Origin of the sequence: Pseudomonas kilonensis (assembly GCF_001269885.1) — a bacterium.
Lineage (GTDB): Bacteria > Pseudomonadota > Gammaproteobacteria > Pseudomonadales > Pseudomonadaceae > Aquipseudomonas > Aquipseudomonas kilonensis.
Genome location: NZ_LHVH01000017.1, coordinates 720,748 through 740,333, shown reverse-complemented (window position 1 = coordinate 740,333; position 19,586 = coordinate 720,748). Strand labels below are relative to the sequence as shown.

Annotated in this window: 14 protein-coding genes; 4 read left to right on the top strand and 10 right to left on the bottom strand. The window is 61.1% G+C overall.

Going from position 1 to position 19,586, the window contains the following annotated elements:
- Positions 1-209: 209 nt before the first annotated feature.
- The 5 genes from topA to AD662_RS09815 form a co-directional block, all read right to left on the bottom strand.
- Complete coding sequence (topA, locus tag AD662_RS09835; RefSeq protein ID WP_053186878.1) at positions 210-2,822, bottom strand: type I DNA topoisomerase; 2,613 nt, start codon at positions 2,820-2,822, stop codon at positions 210-212.
- A gap of 115 nt (positions 2,823-2,937) precedes the next feature.
- Entirely contained in the window at positions 2,938-3,174 is a 237-nt protein-coding gene (locus AD662_RS09830) for a DUF1653 domain-containing protein (RefSeq protein ID WP_003199644.1), read from the bottom strand.
- A 109-nt stretch (positions 3,175-3,283) separates the two neighbouring features.
- A complete protein-coding gene (gene fadA, locus AD662_RS09825) occupies positions 3,284-4,459 on the bottom strand; it encodes an acetyl-CoA C-acyltransferase FadA (protein WP_018604861.1) in 1,176 nt (391 codons plus the stop codon).
- Between the two features lie 30 nt (positions 4,460-4,489).
- Positions 4,490-6,637 (bottom strand): fatty acid oxidation complex subunit alpha FadB, encoded by a 2,148-nt coding sequence (fadB, locus tag AD662_RS09820; protein WP_018604860.1) that lies wholly within the window; start codon positions 6,635-6,637, stop codon positions 4,490-4,492.
- Positions 6,638-7,249: 612 nt separating this feature from the next.
- Positions 7,250-7,687, bottom strand: coding sequence for a hypothetical protein (locus AD662_RS09815; protein WP_053186875.1), 438 nt, complete (start codon positions 7,685-7,687; stop codon positions 7,250-7,252).
- 102 nt (positions 7,688-7,789) lie between these two features.
- On the opposite strand from AD662_RS09815, the gene AD662_RS09810 reads away from it, so the two are divergent.
- Positions 7,790-8,230 (top strand): universal stress protein, encoded by a 441-nt coding sequence (locus tag AD662_RS09810; RefSeq protein ID WP_018604853.1) that lies wholly within the window; start codon positions 7,790-7,792, stop codon positions 8,228-8,230.
- 197 nt (positions 8,231-8,427) lie between these two features.
- On the opposite strand, the gene AD662_RS09805 is transcribed toward AD662_RS09810, so the two are convergent.
- Positions 8,428-10,347, bottom strand: coding sequence for an ATP-binding cassette domain-containing protein (locus AD662_RS09805; RefSeq protein ID WP_053186873.1), 1,920 nt, complete (start codon positions 10,345-10,347; stop codon positions 8,428-8,430).
- A 213-nt stretch (positions 10,348-10,560) separates the two neighbouring features.
- On the opposite strand from AD662_RS09805, the gene AD662_RS09800 reads away from it, so the two are divergent.
- Complete coding sequence (locus AD662_RS09800; RefSeq protein WP_018604846.1) at positions 10,561-12,489, top strand: transglycosylase SLT domain-containing protein; 1,929 nt, start codon at positions 10,561-10,563, stop codon at positions 12,487-12,489.
- A 222-nt stretch (positions 12,490-12,711) separates the two neighbouring features.
- On the opposite strand, the gene AD662_RS09795 is transcribed toward AD662_RS09800, so the two are convergent.
- A complete protein-coding gene (locus AD662_RS09795) occupies positions 12,712-14,484 on the bottom strand; it encodes an ABC transporter transmembrane domain-containing protein (RefSeq protein ID WP_053186871.1) in 1,773 nt (590 codons plus the stop codon).
- 258 nt (positions 14,485-14,742) lie between these two features.
- Between AD662_RS09795 and AD662_RS09790 the strand changes: the two genes are divergently transcribed.
- Positions 14,743-14,922, top strand: coding sequence for a PA1571 family protein (locus AD662_RS09790; RefSeq protein ID WP_018608562.1), 180 nt, complete (start codon positions 14,743-14,745; stop codon positions 14,920-14,922).
- A 120-nt stretch (positions 14,923-15,042) separates the two neighbouring features.
- Here the strand turns inward: AD662_RS09790 and pdxB are convergent, their stop codons facing one another.
- Complete coding sequence (pdxB, locus tag AD662_RS09785; RefSeq protein WP_053186869.1) at positions 15,043-16,197, bottom strand: 4-phosphoerythronate dehydrogenase PdxB; 1,155 nt, start codon at positions 16,195-16,197, stop codon at positions 15,043-15,045.
- A gap of 294 nt (positions 16,198-16,491) precedes the next feature.
- On the opposite strand from pdxB, the gene AD662_RS09780 reads away from it, so the two are divergent.
- The gene (locus AD662_RS09780) at positions 16,492-17,895 is read left to right on the top strand and encodes an MATE family efflux transporter (protein ID WP_018608566.1); all 1,404 of its coding nucleotides are present in this window, start codon (positions 16,492-16,494) and stop codon (positions 17,893-17,895) included.
- On the opposite strand, the gene tusA is transcribed toward AD662_RS09780, so the two are convergent.
- Positions 17,892-18,143 (bottom strand): sulfurtransferase TusA, encoded by a 252-nt coding sequence (gene tusA, locus AD662_RS09775; protein WP_014339369.1) that lies wholly within the window; start codon positions 18,141-18,143, stop codon positions 17,892-17,894. The genes AD662_RS09780 and tusA overlap by 4 nt on opposite strands.
- A 166-nt stretch (positions 18,144-18,309) precedes the next feature.
- Positions 18,310-19,419: a 23S rRNA (cytidine(2498)-2'-O)-methyltransferase RlmM gene (gene rlmM / locus AD662_RS09770; protein WP_053186868.1), complete on the bottom strand. Its 1,110-nt coding sequence runs from the start codon at positions 19,417-19,419 to the stop codon at positions 18,310-18,312.
- Between the last annotated feature and the right edge of the window lie 167 nt (positions 19,420-19,586).

The following is a 19,586-nucleotide window of genomic DNA, read 5'->3' as shown; positions in this document are numbered from 1 at the left end:
TCTCCCCAACGAAATGAAAGCGTCACGCAAGTGCGACAGTGTCATGGATCAACCGAGGCCACTGCAAGCCAAAAACAAAAAGGCCGCATGAAAACCTATGGGTTGTCATGCGGCCTTTTGTTCACTTGAGACTTATTGGGGCGGCTACGCCCGAAACGTCGGACCGGTCCAGCGGGCGCAAGCCCCCTCGTCACACGTGAGTGCTGCCATCAGCTCTTGTCTTGCACCGTCCACTTACCACCGTCGTAGTACGCTTTCCAGCCAGTCGGCTTGCCGTCGACTTCGGTTTGCACGTATTGCTCCTTGGTCTTGCGGCTGTAGCGAATGACCGCCGGGCGCCCTTCCGGATCCTTCTGCGGCGCTGCACAGAGGAAATGGTACTTCGGATCGATCTCGTCCTTGTGCGGCACGATTTCCATCACCAACGGTGCACGGGTCTCGCGGTTTTTCGGGAACTGGCTGGCCGCCAGGAACAGGCCGGAGGCACCGTCGCGCAGGATGTAGGTGTCGTTGACCTTCTCGCACTTGAGCTCAGGCATCTTCACCGGGTCCATCTTCGGCGGCGCCGCGTCACCGCTCTTGAGCAGTTTGCGGGTGTTTTTGCAGGTCGGGTTGGTGCAACCGAAGAACTTGCCGAAACGGCCGGTCTTGAGCTGCATCTCACTGCCACACTTGTCGCATTCCAGGCTCGGGCCTTCGTAGCCCTTGATGCGATAAGTGCCCTCTTCGATCTCGTAGCCAGCACAGTCCGGGTTGTTGCCGCAGATGTGCAGCTTGCGCTTTTCATCCAGCAGGTAGGCATCCATCGCCGTGCTGCAGATCGGGCAGCGATGCTTGCCGCGCAGCACCAGGGATTCCGATTCACCCTCGTCGTCCGCAGCGATTTCGTCGCCCGGCACCAGATTGACCGTCGCCTTGCAGCGCTCCTTGGGTGGCAGGCTGTAGCCCGAGCAACCGAGGAATACGCCGGTCGAGGCGGTACGGATTTGCATCGGACGCCCGCAGGTCAGGCACGGAATGTCGGTCATGACCGGCTGGTTGGCGCGCATGCCGCTGTCCGGGCTTTCGGCCACTTCGAGCTTTTTCTTGAAGTCGCCGTAGAACTCGTCGAGGACGTTTTTCCAGTCGCGCTCGCCCTGGGCCACATCGTCGAGATTCTCTTCCATACCGGCGGTGAAGCCGTAGTCCATCAGGTTCGAGAAGCTCTCGGACAAACGCTCGGTAACGATGTCACCCATCTTTTCCGAATAGAAACGACGGTTGTGCAGCGCCACATAGCCGCGGTCCTGGATGGTGGAGATGATGGCTGCGTAGGTCGAAGGACGACCGATGCCGCGCTTTTCCATTTCCTTGACCAGACTGGCTTCGGAGTAACGGGCCGGTGGCTTGGTGAAGTGCTGGGTCGGATCAAGCTTGATCAGCTTCATCACGTCGCCCTGGGCCATGTCTGGCAGGACGTCATCGTCCCCAGGCTTGGCGATCTGCGGCATGACGCGGGTGTAGCCGTCGAACTTCAGGATGCGGCCCTTGGCGCGCAACTCGAAGTCGCCGGCACCGACGCTGACCGTGGTCGACAGGTATTGCGCCGGCAGCATCTGGCAGGCCAGGAACTGGCGCCAGATCAGCTCGTAGAGACGCTCGGCATCGCGCTCCATGCCCGACAGCTTGCTTGGCTCGGTATTGGCGTCGGACGGACGAATCGCTTCGTGCGCCTCCTGCGCGCCTTCCTTGCTGCTGTAGACGTTCGGCGTCTCTGGCAGGTACCTCTTGCCGAACTCACTTTCTATATAAGTGCGCGCCATCGCCACGGCATCGACCGAAAGGTTGGTCGAGTCGGTACGCATATAGGTGATGTAGCCAGCTTCGTACAGACGCTGGGCCATCATCATGGTTTTCTTCACGCCAAAGCCCAGGCGATTGCTCGCGGCCTGCTGCAACGTGGAGGTGATGAACGGCGCCGACGGCTTGCTGCTGGTCGGCTTGTCTTCGCGCTTGACGATGCTGTAGCTGGAAGCCTTGAGCTTCTCCAGCGCGGCCATGGCCTGGGCTTCGTTGAGCGGCTTGAAGGCCTCGCCCTTCTCCCGGGCCACGTCGAAGCGCACGGTGGCGCCCTTGGCGGTGCCGAGGTCGGCGTGGACTTCCCAGTACTCCTCAGGAATGAACGCACGGATCTCCCGCTCGCGCTCCACCACCAGCTTCACAGCGACCGACTGCACACGCCCGGCCGACAGGCCGCGGGCGATCTTGGCCCACAGCAGGGGCGAGACCATGTAGCCCACCACGCGGTCGAGGAAGCGACGCGCCTGTTGGGCGTTGACCCGATCGATGTCCAGCTCGCCCGGCTGGGAGAAGGCTTCCTGGATGGCCTTCTTGGTAATTTCGTTGAACACCACGCGCTTGTAGCGGCTGTCATCCCCACCAATGGCTTCGCGCAGGTGCCAGGCAATGGCTTCCCCTTCGCGGTCCAAGTCCGTCGCGAGATAGATGGTGTCGGCATCCTTGGCGAGCCGGCGCAGCTCTTCGATGACCTTTTCCTTGCCCGGGAGGATCTCGTACTTGGCTTTCCAGCCGTGTTCCGGATCGACCCCCATGCGTGAGACCAGCTGCTTGCGCGCCTTGTCTTTCGGCGACAGCGCCGGCGCTTCACCGGCAGCAGCCTTGCCGCGCTTGGCGGCTGGCTCCTTGCTGGCGCTAGCCGAACCGCTGGTGGGCAGGTCTCGGATATGGCCGATACTCGACTTCACCACGTATTGGTTGCCCAGATACTTGTTGATGGTCTTGGCCTTAGCCGGGGATTCCACAATGACCAGCGATTTGCCCATGGATCAGAAAATTCCTGAATTCTAAAAAGTGAAAGGCGGTTGGCGCCTGACGCGGCACCGCTATATATAGTGGCTGCAAGGTGAGGTCAAGCGCAGGGTTGCCCGCATACCGGCCTCAAGGCTTGGAAAAAATGCTCTCCTCAGCCTGCACCAAAGCAAAGCGTGGCACCTGTTCGCCGTCAACCTCGACGGACTCCTCGAACATGCTCAAGGGACGCACCCAAAAGCCGTAATCGCCATACAGGGCTTGATAGAAGACCACTTCTTCCTCGGTCTCGGAATGCCGCGCGATGCTGAATACGCGGTACTGCGGACCTTTGTAATGCTGGTAGAGCCCAGGTTGTATCGGCATGCTTGGCACTCACTCAAATCTTTTCAAAATAAAAACAAAATCTTTTTTTTACTAAACCCGAAAAAACAAAAACCGGGGCACTTGGCCCCGGCTTCCATCAACGCAACGCTTAGACGCGTTCGAAGACAGTGGCGATGCCCTGGCCGAGGCCAATGCACATGGTGGACACACCAAAGGTGCCGCCATTCTGCTTCATGACGTTGAGCAGCGTGCCGGAGATACGCGCACCGGAGCAACCGAACGGGTGACCCAGGGCGATCGCGCCGCCGTGCAGGTTAACCTTCTCGTTCATCTTGTCGAGCACTTTCAAATCTTTCAGCACTGGCAAGGCCTGTGCGGCGAAAGCTTCGTTGAGTTCGAAGAAGTCGATATCGGCAATACCCAAGCCTGCGCGCTTCAAGGCTTTCTGCGTGGCCGGTACTGGACCATAGCCCATGATCGCCGGGTCCACACCCGCCACGGCCATCGAACGAATCACCGCCATCGGCTGGATACCCAGGTCCTGGGCACGCTGGGCCGACATCACGATCATGCACGAGGCACCGTCGGTGATCTGCGACGAGGTACCGGCTGTCACGGTGCCGCCCTTCGGATTGAAGGCCGGCTTGAGGGCCGCCAGGCTTTCCAGGGTGGTTTCCGGACGAATGGTTTCGTCGTAGTCGAACAGCTTCAGGAAGCCGTTCTCGTCGTAGCCCTGCATCGGGATGATCTCATCCTTGAACTTGCCTTCCACGGTCGCCTTGTGGGCGAGCTGGTGGGAGCGCACGCCAAAGGCGTCCTGCTGTTCGCGGGTGATGCCGTGCATTTTGCCAAGCATTTCCGCAGTCAGGCCCATCATGCCCGAGGCTTTCGCCGCGTACAGCGACATGTGCGGGTTCGGATCGACGCCGTGCATCATGCTCACGTGGCCCATGTGCTCGACACCACCAACGACGAACACGTCACCGTTGCCGGTCATGATCGCCTGGGCGGCGGTGTGCAGTGCGCTCATGGACGAACCGCACAGGCGGCTGACGGTCTGGCCCGCCGCCGTGTGAGGGATCTGGGTCATCAGCGAGGCCATGCGGGCGATGTTCCAGCCCTGCTCCAGGGTCTGGTTCACACAGCCCCAGATCACGTCTTCGACTTCGTTGGGGTCGACCTTGACGTTGCGCTCCAGCAGCTTGCGGATCAGGTGCGCCGACATGTCTTCGGCGCGGGTGTTGCGGTGCATGCCGCCCTTGGAGCGGCCCATCGGCGTACGACCGAAGTCGACAATCACGACGTCTCTAGGATTCAAGCTCATAAATGTTCTCTCGCTCTAGTCGTTGGGCGCTTAACCGAAGAAGCGCTGGCCGTTCTTGGCCATTTCACGCAGCTTCGCGGTCGGGTGGTACAGCGCGCCCAAATCAGCGTACTGGTCAGCCAGGGCAACGAACTCGGCGACACCGATCGAATCGATGTAGCGCAGCGCACCGCCACGGAATGGAGGGAAACCGATACCGTAGACCAGACCCATGTCGGCTTCGGCGGCGGTTTCGACAATGCCGTCTTCCAGGCAACGCACGGTTTCGAGGCACAGCGGGATCATCATCCAATTGATGATGTCCTCGTCGGTGACTTCGCGCTGCTCGTAGACGATCGGCTTGAGCACTTCCAGCACCGACGAGTCGGCGACTTTCTTCTGCTTGCCGCGCTTGTCGGTCTCATAGGCGTAGAAGCCCTTGCCGTTCTTCTGGCCCAGGCGCTTGGCTTCGTAGAGCACGTCGACGGCCGAACGACGGTCGTCTTTCATGCGGTCCGGGAAGCCTTCAGCCATGACGTCGCGACCGTGGTGGCCGGTGTCGATGCCGACCACGTCCATCAGGTACGCCGGGCCCATCGGCCAGCCGAATTTTTCCATGATCTTGTCGATGCGCACGAAGTCCACACCGGCGCTGACCAGCTTGGCGAAACCGCCGAAGTACGGGAACAGCACGCGGTTGACCAGAAAGCCCGGGCAATCGTTGACGACGATCGGGTTCTTGCCCATTTTCTTGGCGTAGGCCACGGTGGTGGCAACGGCATGTTCGCTGGACTTCTCGCCACGGATCACTTCCACCAGCGGCATCATGTGCACCGGGTTGAAGAAGTGCATGCCGACGAAGTTCTCCGGACGCTTGAGGGCCTTGGCCAACAGCGAAATGGAGATGGTCGAGGTGTTCGAGGCCAGGATGGTGTCCTCTTTGACCTTGTCTTCGACTTCAGCCAGTACCGCCTGCTTGACCTTCGGGTTCTCGACAACGGCTTCGACCACCAGGTCGACATGGCCGAAATCGCCGTAGGACAGGGTCGGACGAATGCCGTTGAGCACTTCGGCCATCTTCGCAGCGGTCATGCGACCTTTGTCGACACGGCCGACCAGCAGCTTGGCGGCTTCGGCCAGGCCCTGCTCGATCCCGTGTTCGTTGATGTCCTTCATCAGGATCGGCGTGCCTTTGGACGCCGACTGGTAGGCGATGCCGCCACCCATGATGCCGGCGCCGAGCACGGCGGCCTGCTTCACGTCACTGGCGATTTCGTCGTAGGCCTTGGCCTTTTTCTTCAGTTCCTGGTCATTGAGGAACAGACCGATCAGGCTTTGCGCAGCCGAGGTCTTGGCCAGCTTGACGAAGCCGGCGGCCTCGACCTCCAGGGCCTTGTCGCGACCGAAGCTCGCGGCTTTCTGGATGGTCTTGATCGCTTCGACCGGCGCCGGGTAGTTCGGGCCTGCCTGACCGGCCACGAAACCCTTGGCGGTTTCGAAGGCCATCATTTGTTCGATGGCGTTGAGCTTGAGCTTCTCGAGCTTCGGCTGACGCTTGGCCTTGTAGTCGAACTCGCCGCTGATGGCGCGCTTGAGGGTTTCAAGGGCGGCTTCCTGGAGCTTGCCAGGTTCGACCACGGCGTCCACGGCACCGACCTTCAGCGCGTCTTCAGCACGGTTTTCCTTGCCGGCGGCAATCCACTCGATGGCGTTGTCCGCACCGATCAGGCGCGGCAGGCGCACGGTGCCGCCGAAGCCTGGGTAGATGCCCAGCTTGACTTCCGGCAGGCCGATCTTGGCCGTGCTGGACATGACGCGGTAATCCGCCGCCAGGCACATTTCCAGGCCGCCACCCAGGGCGATGCCGTTGATGGCCACGACTGTCGGTACGTTGAGGTCTTCGAAGTCGCTGAAAATACGGTTGGCTTCGAGGTTGCCAGCGATCAGTTCGGCATCGGGCAGCTTGAAGTTGTCGACGAATTCGGTGATGTCGGCGCCGACGATGAACACGTCCTTGCCGCTGCTGACGATCACACCCTTGATCGAAGCATCTGCCTTGATAGTGTCTACAGCCTGACGCAATTCATTCAGGGTTAGACGGTTGAACTTGTTGACGGACTCACCCTTGAGGTCGAATTTCAATTCGACGATGCCACTTTCAAGAGCCTTAACCGTGATGGCTTTACCTTCGTAAATCATCAACTGATCTCCACGATATGGAAGCTGAACAGTACACGTTGAACGCTGACCACTGGTTCGGCATAGACGTTACCGTCGATGCTACGCCAATCCGCCAGGCACACCCGTCAACGCGATAGTCGGGGTCTGTAGGAGCATTCTGAAAATACAAACGCTCAATTCATACGCCCGTTTGATTTGGGTACGTCACCTTCACGGAATTTCCGACAATTGTCAATCGCCCTAAACACAGGCGCGAACGCGACTTCACGGTCATTTCCGTACCGTACGGATCCGCAACACGGCGCCGCATGAGCAGCCATTCATAGGATCAATAATTAGAAAAATCGCCCTAATTCCAGACATATCGGATCCAGCGGTCTACGCTGTCGGGACGCGATTGAATATTGGGAACAAAGGACGTTACGAACGCACGTCCTGGCATGAGATTGTTTACCGGCCTGCCTGGCCAACCCGCCCGATGAGACTGTCGGGCTTTTTTTATGCCGGTAGGAGCTGCCGAAGGCTCGGGCCGCGTTCGGACGATCTTTTGATCTTTCGCTTGAGACTCAATGGCCTGGGTAAAGATCGCAGCCTCGCTCCGCTCGACAGCTCCTACGCATCTAAATTCGCTCAGGCCAGCGCCTTGAGCGTGCCGGCAATGTCCTGCAAAACAGTCGCTTCGCCCTTCTCGCCCCAGTACAAGGCAATCATTTGCCGATCGGCTTCAACTTTGTAGACGTTGGCCGGCAATTTTTCGAAATGATTGAGCAGGGATTCATCCTGGCAGACTTCTCGCCACTGGTTGACCCAGACGCCTGGCGCCGTCTGCCAATAGCTCCAGACCGCCGGTTCCTTGCCGCGCCGGGGCCGGTGGTACTGGGCACAGGGGTTTGGCGGCTGCTGGCCGAGCCAGTGCGGCCACTCCTGCGGCGCCAGCTGCATGGCCAGGCCCAGGCGTCGTGCCTCCATGCGCAGGGCCATGCGACCGCTCTGAACACGGGACGGCCGCAACCATGCCAGCGGACTTAACACCACCAACAGGATTGACACCACTATCCAGACCGTCATATTCGTACTCCCGAATTCTGATGAGCCCATTGAGCCACGTCGCCGTCAATGCGCTTGAAACCAGCCATACTTACCGTATCGCAATTCTCTGGAGTGCTTTCCATGTACTACAAACACGTTCTGGTCGCCGTCGACCTCACTGAAGAATGCGATCCGGTCGTCAAGCGCGCCCTCGCCCTTTGCGAAAGCCGGGACACCAAGCTGTCGCTGGTGCACATCGTCGAACCGATGGCCATGGCCTTCGGCGGCGACGTGCCCATGGACCTTTCCCAGTTGCAGCAGCAGCAATTCGACCAGGCCAAGGAGCGCCTTGACCGACTGATCGTGAAATACCCGGCCCTGAAGAAGGAATTCAGCCACCTGACCTACGGCCAGCCGCGCCAGGAGATCCATCACCTGGCCAAGGAACAGGGCTGCGACCTGATTGTGGTCGGCAGCCATGGTCGCCACGGCCTGGCGCTGTTGCTGGGCTCGACCGCCAACGACGTGCTGCATGGCGCGCCTTGCGACGTGCTGGCGGTACATCTGGTCAAGCGCACATAACCCCTACCCTTGTGGGAGCGAGCCTGTGGGAGCAAAGCTTGCTCGCGATGAAGGCATCCCGGTCTGTCGAATGACCGCGTTATCGTTCATCGCGAGCGAGCTTTGCTCCCACAGGCTCACCCCTACAGGGGAATAGCGTTTCAAATAGAAAATCCCGGCGTTCATTGCTGAATTCCGGGATTTTTTTCAACAACGGATCAAGCGTCCAGTTCAGCCCAACGCTCGACCAGTGCGTCCAGCTCGGCCTGCAACTGCTCCAACTGCGCGATCACCTTGGCGGTTTCGGCAGCAGGCCGCTGGTAGAAGCCGGCGTCAGCCATCTCGGCCTCCACGGCGGCGATCTGCTGTTCCTTCGCGTCGATATCACCCGGCAACGCCTCCAGCTCGCGCTGCAGTTTGTAGCTGAGTTTCTTCTTGGCCGGTGCCGGGGCCGCCGCGGCAGCGACCGGGGCTGGCTCGGCCTTGACCACCGCCGAATTCAAGTCGGCCTTGCCGGACTTGCTCTCGGTGACCCCCAGCAGGCGCGGCGAGCCGCCCTGGCGCAGCCAGTCCTGATAACCACCGACGTATTCACGCACCAGGCCTTCGCCCTCGAACACCAGGGTGCTGGTGACCACGTTGTCGAGGAATGCCCGATCGTGGCTGACCATCAGCACGGTGCCGTTGAAGGTCAGCAGCACCTCTTCCAGCAACTCCAGGGTTTCCACGTCCAGGTCGTTGGTCGGTTCGTCGAGCACCAGCAGGTTCGCCGGCTTGCTGAACAACTTGGCCAGCAACAGACGGGCGCGCTCGCCACCCGACAGCGCCTTGACCGGCGTACGGGCACGCTGGGGGCTGAACAGGAAATCGCCGAGGTAGCTCAACACATGGCGGCTCTGACCATCGATGTCGATGAAATCGCGACCTTCGGCGACGTTGTCGATCACGGTCTTTTCCAGGTCCAACTGATGGCGCAACTGGTCAAAGTAGGCAACGTCGATCTTCGTGCCCTCTTCCACCTTGCCATTGGTCGGCACCAGGCCACCGAGCATCAGCTTGAGCAAGGTGGTCTTGCCGGTGCCGTTGGCACCCAGCAGGCCGATGCGATCACCGCGCTGCAGGACCATGGAGAAGTCCTTGATCAGGAACGGGCCGCCCGGGTGCGCGAAACTCACGTTCTCAAGGACCATCACCTGCTTGCCGGACTTGTCAGCGGTATCCAACTGAATGTTGGCCTTGCCGGTACGCTCGCGACGTTCACTGCGTTCCATGCGCAAGGCTTTGAGCGCCCGCACACGGCCTTCGTTGCGGGTGCGACGCGCCTTGATGCCCTGGCGAATCCAGACTTCTTCCTGGGCCAGTTTCTTATCGAACAACGCGTTAGCGGTTTCTTCCGCTGCCAACGCCGCTTCCTTGTGCACCAGGAAGCTGACGTAGTCGCCGTTCCAGTCGATCAGGCCGCCGCGGTCCAGTTCAAGGATGCGGGTCGCCAGGTTTTGCAGGAAGGAACGGTCGTGAGTGATGAACAGCACCGCACCCTGGAAGTCCTTCAAGGCTTCTTCAAGCCAGGCGATGGCGCCGATGTCCAGGTGGTTGGTCGGTTCGTCGAGCAGCAGCAGGTCCGGCTCGGACACGAGGGCCTGGGCCAGCAGGACGCGACGACGCCAGCCGCCGGACAACTCGGCGAGGGTCTTGTCGGCCGGCAGTTGCAGGCGGCTCAGGGTGCTGTCGACCAGTTGCTGCAGACGCCAGCCGTCTCGGGCTTCAAGGTCGTGCTGCACGTGCATCAACTTGTCCAGATCGGCATCGGTGACGATGTTCTGGCTCAGGTGGTGATACTCGGCCAACAGCGCGCCGACACCGTCCAGGCCTTCGGCGACCACGTCGAACACGGTCCGCTCGTCGGCCACCGGCAGTTCCTGGGGCAATTCGCCGATTTTCAGGCCTGGCGCGCGCCAGACCGAGCCGTCATCGGGCTTTTGATCGCCCTTGACCAGCTTCATCATGCTGGACTTGCCAGTGCCGTTGCGGCCGATGATGCACACCCGCTCACCACGGGCGATCTGCCAGGACACCTTGTCCAACAACGGCATAGCGCCGAAAGCAAGGGACACATCGCTGAATTTGAGCAGGGTCATGAGCTTCTCCAAAAACCGGGCGCGCATTCTACCTGAGATGAGGCCTCAGGGGTCCGCCAATTTCGCCACCGAAGCACTCTGCATAACAAATGTTGCGAACTTGCACCGACGGCTCTGCAAAGCTTTCGCCGGCTGCTGGCAAAAGGCTAAGCTACAGACAGTTACCCTGGGTTACCCCTTGGGCTTGTCATGTTTTTTATGCCCGGACGTCTCATGCGCAGTCGCCTTTTCAGTGTTGTATCGTGTCTTTTTGTATGTGCCACTGCCGTTCAATCCGCGCAGGCGGTGGATATCTCCACTCAACGCCAATATTACAACGAGGCCAAGCGTGCCTTGGCCAAGGGTGATTCCGGCCCTTACTTTCGCTACAGCCAGGCCCTGCGCGATTATCCGCTGGAACCCTATCTGGCCTACGACGAATTGACCGCTCGCCTCAAGAGCGCCAGCAATGCCGAAATCGAGAAGTTCCTCGCCGAACACGGTGATCTGCCCCAGGCCAACTGGATGAAGTTGCGCTGGCTGCGTTGGCTGACCGAGCGCGGTGACTGGGAGACCTTCGTCAAGTATTACGACCCCAAGCTCAATTTCACCGAACTGGACTGCCTTAACGCCCAGTACCAGCTCAGCCATGGCTTGAAGGCCGAAGGCTATGCCAATACCGAAAAGCTGTGGCTGTCCGGCAAATCCCAGCCCCAGGCGTGCGATGCCTTGTTCGGCCTATGGGCCTCCCAGGGCCAGTTGACCGAACAGAAACGCTGGGAACGCACCAAACTGGCGGCCCAGGCCCGCAACTACCCGCTGGCCAACAGCCTGGTCAGCGGCCTGACCACCCTCGCCCCCCGTGGCAAGTTGCTGGTGGACGTGGCGCAGAAGCCCGAGTTGCTCAACCAGCCCTCGCGCTTCACCCCGGCCGATGAACCGATGTCCGACATCGTCAGCCTCGGCCTGCGTCGCCTGGCCCGCCAGGATCCGGAAAAGGCCATGGCACTGCTGGACGGCTACGCCAGCACCATGCATTTTTCCCGTGATGAAAAAGTTGCGATTGCCCGGGAAATCGGCCTGACCCTGGCCAAGCGCTTCGACAGCCGGGCCTTGGACGTGATGACGAAATACGACCCGGAACTGCGCGATGACACCGTTTCGGAATGGCGCTTGCGCCTGCTCCTGCGCCTGGCCCGCTGGGACGATGCCTACCAACTGACCCGTCGCCTGCCCGAGTCGCTGTCGAGCACCAATCGCTGGCGGTACTGGCAAGCCCGCACGCTGGAACTGGCGCAGCCGCAGAACCCCGAGGCGCTGGCGCTCTACAAGCACCTGGCCCGTGAACGAGACTTCTATGGCTTCCTGGCCGCCGACCGTTCCCAGTCGCCGTACTCGCTCATCAACAAGCCGCTGGTGATGAGCCAGGCGCTGATCAACAAAGTGCGCAACACCCCTGGCGTGCGTCGGGCGCTGGAATTTCATGCCCGTGGGGACATCGTCGACGGGCGCCGCGAGTGGTATCACGTCAGCCGTCATTTCAACCGTGACGAAATGGTCGCCCAGGCCAAACTGGCTTATGACCTGAAGTGGTATTTCCCGGCCATTCGCACCATCAGCCAGGCCAAGTACTGGGACGACCTGGACATCCGCTTCCCGATGGCCCACCGCGACACCCTGGTACGCGAAGCCAAGATTCGCGGCTTGCATCCAAGCTGGGCGTTCGCCATTACCCGCCAGGAAAGCGCCTTCATGGACGACGCCCGCTCCGGCGTCGGTGCCGCCGGCCTGATGCAACTGATGCCTGGCACCGCCAAGGAAACCGCGCGCAAGTTCAGCATTCCCCTGGCCTCACCACAGCAAGTGTTGAACCCGGACAAGAACATCCAGTTGGGCGCGGCGTACCTGAGCCAGGTTCACAGCCAGTTCAACGGCAACCGCGTCCTGGCCTCGGCGGCCTACAACGCCGGCCCCGGTCGCGTGCGCCAGTGGCTGCGCGGCGCCGACCACTTGAGCTTCGACGTCTGGGTCGAAAGCATTCCTTTCGACGAAACCCGTCAATACGTGCAGAACGTGTTGTCGTACTCGGTGATCTACGGCCAGAAACTCAACTCGCCGCAACCGCTGGTGGATTGGCATGAGCGGTATTTCGATGATCAGTGATTATTAGCGGAAGCTGTTCCTGAGAAGAAAAAATGCCCGCATCGAAAGATGCGGGCATTTCTTTTGCTCGCTTGCTGGACCTTGTGGGAGCGGGCTTGCTCGCGAAAGCGGTATATCAGTGACGGTGATGCTGACTGGCACACCGCTTTCGCGAGCAAGCCCGCTCCCACAGGAGACCTATGGTGAACATTGAATCTGCGAACACTCAAGAGCCCGCTGTTCTTAGTCGGTTGCCGCCTCCAACCCCACATTGAACTGCAACGCCGCCAGCCGCGCGTACAACGCATTGCTGGCCACCAGCTCCTGGTGAGTGCCCACCGCAACCACCTTGCCCTGGTCCATCACCGCGATCCGATCAGCGTTTTTCACCGTGGCCAGGCGGTGGGCGATGACCAGGGTCGTGCGGTTTTTCATCAGGTTGGGCAGGGCCTGCTGGATCAGGTGTTCGCTTTGCGCATCGAGGGCGCTGGTGGCTTCGTCCAGCAGCAGGATCGGCGCGTCCACCAGCAACGCCCGGGCGATGGCCAGGCGTTGGCGCTGGCCGCCGGACAGGCCCAGGCCACCGTCGCCCAGGTGGGTCTGGTAGCCGTCGGGCATTTTTTCGATGAAGTCGTGGGCGTGGGCAATCTGCGCAGCCTCACGCACCTGCTCGGACGTTGCGCCAGGGTTGCCGTAGCGGATGTTCTCTTCGACCGTGCCGAAAAACAGCGCCGGGTTTTGTGAAACCAGGGCGAAGTGGCGGCGCAGGTCCAGCGGATCGAGTTGAGTCAACGGCACATCGTCGATCAGGATCTGCCCTTGCACCGGATCGTAGAAACGCAGCAGCAGGTCATACACCGTTGACTTGCCCGCACCGGAAGGCCCAACCAGGGCCAGGGTCTCACCGGCCTTGATAGTCAGGTCGAGACCGTCGACCGCATAACTGTCCGGCCGGGAGGGATAGGAAAAACGCACGCCTTCGAGGCGCAGATCGCCCCGGACCCGCTCCGGCAAGATGACAAGGCCTGAAGCCGGCGGCTGGATGATGTTCTCCGAACGCAGCAACTCGGCAATGCGCTCTGCCGCGCCCGCGGCCCGTTGCAGCTCGCCGATCACTTCGCTCAGGGTACCGAAGGCGCTGCCGACGATCAGGCTGTAGAACACGAATGCCGCCAGCTCACCGCCGGAAATCCGCCCGGCGATCACATCCATGCCGCCGACCCAGAGCATCACCCCCACCGCGCCCAGCACCAGCACGATCACCAGGGTGATCAGCCAGGCCCGCTGGGCGATGCGCTTGCGGGCAGTGTCGAAAGCCTGCTCCACCGTCACGGAGAATCGTTGTTCGTCCTGGACCTGGTGGTTGTAAGCCTGCACGGTCTTGATCTGGCCAAGGGTTTCGGAAACGTAGCTGCCGACGTCGGCAATGCGGTCCTGGCTCTGGCGCGACAAACTGCGCACCCGACGACCAAAGACCAGGATCGGCGCCAATACCAGCGGCAGGGCAATCACCACGATACTGGTCAACTTGGGATTGGTGATGAACAGCAGCACGATGCCGCCCACCACCATCAAGGCGTTGCGCAAAAACAACGACAGCGACGAACCGATCACCGATTGCAGCAAGGTCGTATCGGCGGTCAGCCGCGACTGGATTTCCGAACTGCGGTTGTTTTCGTAGAAACCGGGGTGCAAGTACACCAGATGGTTGAAGACCTGCCGCCGGATATCGGCCACCACCCGCTCGCCGATCCAGGACACCAGGTAAAAACGGGCAAACGTACCGATCGCCAACCCCACCACCAGCACCATGAACAGGCCGATGGATTGGTTGAGCAGTTGCGGCGAGCGGGTCATGAAGCCCTGGTCCACCAACAACCGGATGCCTTGGCCCATGGACAAGGTAATACCCGCGGTGACAATCAACGCCAGCAGAGCGCCAGCGACTTGTTTGCGATAAGGGGCAATGAAGCCGCTGGCCAGGCGTATGGCACGGCGATGTCGGGAAGAAAGCATCAAAGGCGTCCGATAATGCAGCAGGAAAAAGGTCGGCCCGCGCCGTCGAAACGCAGCGGAACCAAGTTGAATCAGAATGAGTCAGGTTAAATATGACCACTACGACTAGCAGCTAGATGTTATCGGTCTAAAGTCTGGCTGGAAACGCAACTGTGTTTCTGATTGAGTGGAGGTGTCGCCATGAACCTACAAGGAGTGTCATGGCTCGGTCACCTGGCGACATTAAAGTAGGCACACAACCTGATGAGGAGACAGGCCATGTCCTTGCAACACAGCAGCGACGACAAGATTCAAGTAATCCGCACGCAACCGGACCAGTCTCTGGGCTGCTCGATCATCGATGAGGAAGGGCGCGAAGTACCGATCACCGAAGACATGATCCAAAAAGCCTGCAGCGAGCTGGAAAAACGACTGGTCAAGCCTGCCGAACAAAAGTGATACAGCCCGTCTTCAATTGGACCCGACCTTGATGTCGGGTTTTTTATACTTGCGAGAAAGGTTGTGGGAGCAAGGCTTGCCCGCGATGCAGGCACCTCGGTCCCCTGACCGCGTCATCGTTCATCGCGAGCAAGCTTTGCTCCCACAACCCAGCGCTGTCACGATCTGTTGCAAGGTCGCCGACTGCCCTTCAATACGAACCTTCAAACTGTCGATTTCCCGCCGTGGCGGATAATGCTTGCGCAAGGCGTCGAACGCGCTGCGTTGCTCGCTGACCGTGCCCACCAGGCTGCGGCGAAAGTTTGCGTCGTCGCCACGGGGGTCGTACACGCTCCGGCACAACGCCGCCAAGGCCCAGGCCGGGTCGGTTGCGGCATCCAGGGTGATGCCACCGAGCCAAGGCCGAGGCAACAGGTCGCTGAGGCTGACTTCAACCGGCTGTTCCAGGAAAGCGCACAAGGCCTGGTAGATCTGGGCGGTGCCGCGCTGACGGCCATCGAGGCTGTAACCGGCAATGTGCGGGGTGGCGATCACGCACAAATCGGCCAGGTCCACATCCACGGTGGGTTCCTGCTCCCAGACATCCAGCACCGCTTGCAGGTCTTCGCGTTCCAGCAACACTTCGCGTAGCGCGGCGTTGTCGATCACCGGGCCGCGGGCCGCGTTGATCAGCCAGGTCCCGGGCTTGAGCTGGTTCAGGCGCGCCTCGTCGAACAGGTGCCAGGTCGGTTGCTCACCGTCGCGGGTCAACGGTGTGTGCAGGCTGATCACATCGCACTGCTCGATGATCTGCTCCAGGCTCACATAGTCGCCCCCCTCGGCGGCCTGACGCGGCGGATCGCAGACCTTTACGGTCCAGCCCAGCCCCTTGAGCACCTCGATCAACCGCCCGCCCACCTGGCCTGCGCCGACCACGCCGAAGGTTCGTTGCTCGAGTTGTGCACCTTCGATTTCTGCCAGGGTCATCAGGCTGCCCAGCACATAGTCCACCACACCACGGGCATTGCAGCCCGGTGCGCTGGCCCAGCGGATACCGGCCTCGGCGAGATAATCCAGGTCCAGGTGATCGGTGCCGATGGTGCAGGTGCCGACGAAGCGCACCTTGCTGCCTTCCAGCAGGGCCCGATTGACCTGGCTGACCGAACGCACCAGCAACACATCGGCGTGCTCGACCATCGTCCGGTCGATCCCCCGCCCCGGTACCCGGCGGATTTCGCCGAATCCTTGGAAAAATGCATCGAGCAGGGGGATGTTTTCGTCGGCGACGATCAGCATGGCAGAGCTCCTTTGGCGGGAGGGGCAGTGTAGGCGTTCCGTTGGGCCTGTGCATTACCCGGAGCGAATGATGTTGTGGCAAGGGGATTTATGTGAGAGCAAAGCTTGCTCGCGATGCAGGTGCCTCGGTTCCTAGGGAGACCGCATCATCTTCATCTCGGGCAAGCCTTGCTCCCACAGGTGCTTGAAAATTGAAAAAGCGATTACAAATCCACAACACAGGTTTTTTCCTGACCACTGCGTCAAGGCGTAGAATTCGCCGCCTTGCGCTTAACCTTTTCGGACGCTTTCCCTGTGAATCCTGTCATCGACACCCCCACCACCCTCTCCCGCCCGGCCCGGGTTCGCCTGGAACTCAGGACCTTGCTGGCCTTGGCCTTGCCGATCATGGTGGCGCAACTGGCAACCACCGCCATGGGGTTTGTCGATGCGGTGATGGCCGGTCGGGTTGGCCCGCGGGATCTGGCGGCCGTCGCCCTGGGCAACTCGATCTGGGTGCCGGTGTTCCTGTTGATGACCGGCACATTGCTGGCGACCACGCCGAAAGTTGCCCAGCGCTTCGGTGCCGGTACGTTCGACGAGATCGGGCCGCTGGTGCGCCAGGCGTTGTGGTTGGCATTGGTGGTGGGGTTGATCGCGACGCTGGCGCTGTTCAGCGCCGAACCAATCCTGCACATCATGAACGTCGATCCTGAACTGATCGGTCCGTGCATGGAATACCTGCGGGGCATCGGGACAGGCCTGCCGGCCGTGGCGCTGTATCACGTACTGCGCTGCTTCAGCGATGGCCTGGGACGCACGCGGCCGGCGATGGTGCTGGGGCTGTGCGGGCTGGCGCTGAACATTCCGCTCAATTACATCTTCATCTACGGACACCTGGGTGTGCCCGCCATGGGCGGCGTCGGTTGTGGCTGGGCCACGGCCATCGTGATGTGGGTCATGGCCCTGGGCATGGCCGGTTGGGCCCGCTGGGCGCCGGCCTATCAGACGAGCCGGTTGTTCAGCCGTTTCGACTGGCCGCAATGGGCCGTCATCAAGCGCCTGCTGGGCATCGGCCTGCCGATTGGCATCGCGGTGTTCGCCGAGTCGAGTATTTTCGCAGTGATCGCCCTGCTGATCGGCAGCCTCGGCGCCACCGTGGTGGCCGGGCATCAGATCGCGCTGAACTTCAGTTCATTGGTGTTCATGATCCCCTACTCCCTGGGCATGGCCGTCACGGTGCGGGTCGGCCAGGCCCTGGGCCGTCGTCAGCCGCGCGAAGCGCGCTTCGCTGCCGGGGTGGGCATGGGCACGGCCCTGGCGTACGCCTGCCTGTCGGCGAGCCTGATGTTCGCACTGCGCGGGCCTATCGCGGCGATCTATACCGCCGATCCGGTGGTGATCAATGTGGCGTCGATGCTGATCGTCTACGCGGCGCTGTTCCAGTTTTCCGATGCGATCCAGGTCACGGCGGCAGGCGCGTTGCGCGGCTTCCAGGACACCCGGGTGACGATGATCCTGACCCTGTTCGCCTATTGGGGCATCGGCCTGCCGGTGGGTTACGCCCTGGGCCTGACCGACTGGCTCGGCGCGGCCAGCGGCCCGAGCGGGTTGTGGCAAGGCCTGATCGTGGGCTTGAGCTGCGCGGCGCTGATGCTGTCGATCCGCCTGGCACGCAGCGCGCGTAAGCAGATCCGCCTCAGTCGCTCGACGGATTAAGCGAGTTTCTTGCGGATCCAGTAGAGGTACGTGCCCGCTTCCTCCTGCTGGGCCACCAGTTCGTGGTCCAGGAACACGCAAAACTTGGGGATGTCGCGGCGAGTCGAGGGGTCGGTGGCGATCACTTTCAGCAGCCCACCGGGAACCAGGTCGCGAATGTGCTGGTGCAGCATCATCACCGGTTCCGGGCAATTGAGGCCCGTGGCATCCAGCGTGCCGTCGACCGGCGTGTCGTTCATTTCACTCATGTTCTACTCCTGAAACTGGCCGGCATTGTCGCGCAATGTCGGTCCTGAGCAAAGCCTGTGGAATCGCAAACATGTGAAAGCAAACTGTGGGATAGCAGACATGTAAGAGCAAGCCTGTGGGAGCAAGGCTTGCCCGCGATGCAGGCACCTCGGTCTCCAGACCGTGTCACCGTTCATCGCGAGCAAGCTTTGCTCCCACAGCTTTGCTCCCACGGGGCTTTTTGGTGTCCAGCCGCCGCAGATGGCACGTCACTTCCTCGCGGTCGTGGTACAGCTGCTTGCAACCGATCTCGACCTTGATGCCCCTGGCCTTGAACCCCTCGGCGATACGTTCGAGCAGGCGTTTGACCTCGGCATAACGCTGTTTCATCGGCAGTTTGAGGTTGACCACGGCCTCGCGGCAATGCCCTTCGCCAATCCACTCTTCCAGCATCGCCGCATTGCGTGCCGGCTTCTCGACGATATCGCAGACCATCCAGTCAACCGGCTGCTTGGGCTTGAACGTGAAGCCGTCCGCCATCAGGTGCTGCACCAGGCCGGTGTCCATCAGGCTTTCGGCCATCGGGCCATTGTCGATGGCGGTCACCAGCATGCCCCGGTTGACCAGTTGCCAAGTCCAGCCGCCCGGCGCGGCACCGAGGTCCACGCCGGTCATGTCGCTGTGCAGGCGCTCGTCCCACTGGTCCCGGGGAATGAAATGGTGCCAGGCCTCTTCAAGCTTGAGGGTGGAACGGCTCGGCGCTTCCCGAGGAAACTTCAGGCGGGGAATGCCCATGGGCCACATCGCCGAGTTATCGGATTCGGCCAGGCCCAGGAACACTTCGCGGCCACTCTTGAAGGTCAACAGCAGGCGCGGCTTGCGCGGGTCGTCCACCAGCTTGCCGGCGCCAATCAGCGCCTTGCGCAAGGGGCCTTCGAACTTCTTGCAGAAGTTCGACAGTTCCTTGCCGTCGTTGGTGTCCACCACTTCCAGCCACAGGCTGCCACAGATCGGGAAAGCGGCCATGTGGGCCAGGATGACGCTGATGCGATCGGTTTCCGGCAAATCGATGAACGTACCGCGCGCCCACTGGCGCGGGAAAATCAATTCGGCGAAACGCTGGCCGCCCATCAACCGCTCGGCGCCGTCGTCTTCGGTGCAGACAAATTCAGCGCAGGCACTGGCTGGTTTGGCCTTGGCGTAGCCGGCCACGTTGAGCCGGGCCGCGTGTTCGGCGATCTCGGAACAGACCTCGCCTTCGAAGCCCGGCCGGCAGTGCATGAAAAGCGTGTTCATTGAAACTCCGTAGCAAAGCCTGTCACGAAAACCGCCGCATGATAGCGGAGTTCGGAACCGCGAACCTGCCCATAGAGTCCAGTGATTAGTCATACACTCAAAACAGGGCTAGGTTAAAGGCTCTGCCCGTTCCGTCAGTCCGTAGCCGTGCGGACTCAAAGGAGTGA

Bases quoted from the DNA above. Each gene is read 5' to 3' on its own strand.
- topA (WP_053186878.1), bottom strand. From the start codon at position 2,822: ATGGGCAAATCGCTGGTCATTGTGGAATCCCCGGCTAAGGCCAAGACC.
- AD662_RS09830 (WP_003199644.1), bottom strand. From the start codon at position 3,174: ATGCCGATACAACCTGGGCTCTACCAGCATTACAAAGGTCCGCAGTAC.
- fadA (WP_018604861.1), bottom strand. From the start codon at position 4,459: ATGAGCTTGAATCCTAGAGACGTCGTGATTGTCGACTTCGGTCGTACG.
- fadB (WP_018604860.1), bottom strand. From the start codon at position 6,637: ATGATTTACGAAGGTAAAGCCATCACGGTTAAGGCTCTTGAAAGTGGC.
- AD662_RS09815 (WP_053186875.1), bottom strand. From the start codon at position 7,687: ATGACGGTCTGGATAGTGGTGTCAATCCTGTTGGTGGTGTTAAGTCCG.
- AD662_RS09810 (WP_018604853.1), top strand. From the start codon at position 7,790: ATGTACTACAAACACGTTCTGGTCGCCGTCGACCTCACTGAAGAATGC.
- AD662_RS09805 (WP_053186873.1), bottom strand. From the start codon at position 10,347: ATGACCCTGCTCAAATTCAGCGATGTGTCCCTTGCTTTCGGCGCTATG.
- AD662_RS09800 (WP_018604846.1), top strand. From the start codon at position 10,561: ATGCGCAGTCGCCTTTTCAGTGTTGTATCGTGTCTTTTTGTATGTGCC.
- AD662_RS09795 (WP_053186871.1), bottom strand. From the start codon at position 14,484: ATGCTTTCTTCCCGACATCGCCGTGCCATACGCCTGGCCAGCGGCTTC.
- AD662_RS09790 (WP_018608562.1), top strand. From the start codon at position 14,743: ATGTCCTTGCAACACAGCAGCGACGACAAGATTCAAGTAATCCGCACG.
- pdxB (WP_053186869.1), bottom strand. From the start codon at position 16,197: ATGCTGATCGTCGCCGACGAAAACATCCCCCTGCTCGATGCATTTTTC.
- tusA (WP_014339369.1), bottom strand. From the start codon at position 18,143: ATGAGTGAAATGAACGACACGCCGGTCGACGGCACGCTGGATGCCACG.
- rlmM (WP_053186868.1), bottom strand. From the start codon at position 19,419: ATGAACACGCTTTTCATGCACTGCCGGCCGGGCTTCGAAGGCGAGGTC.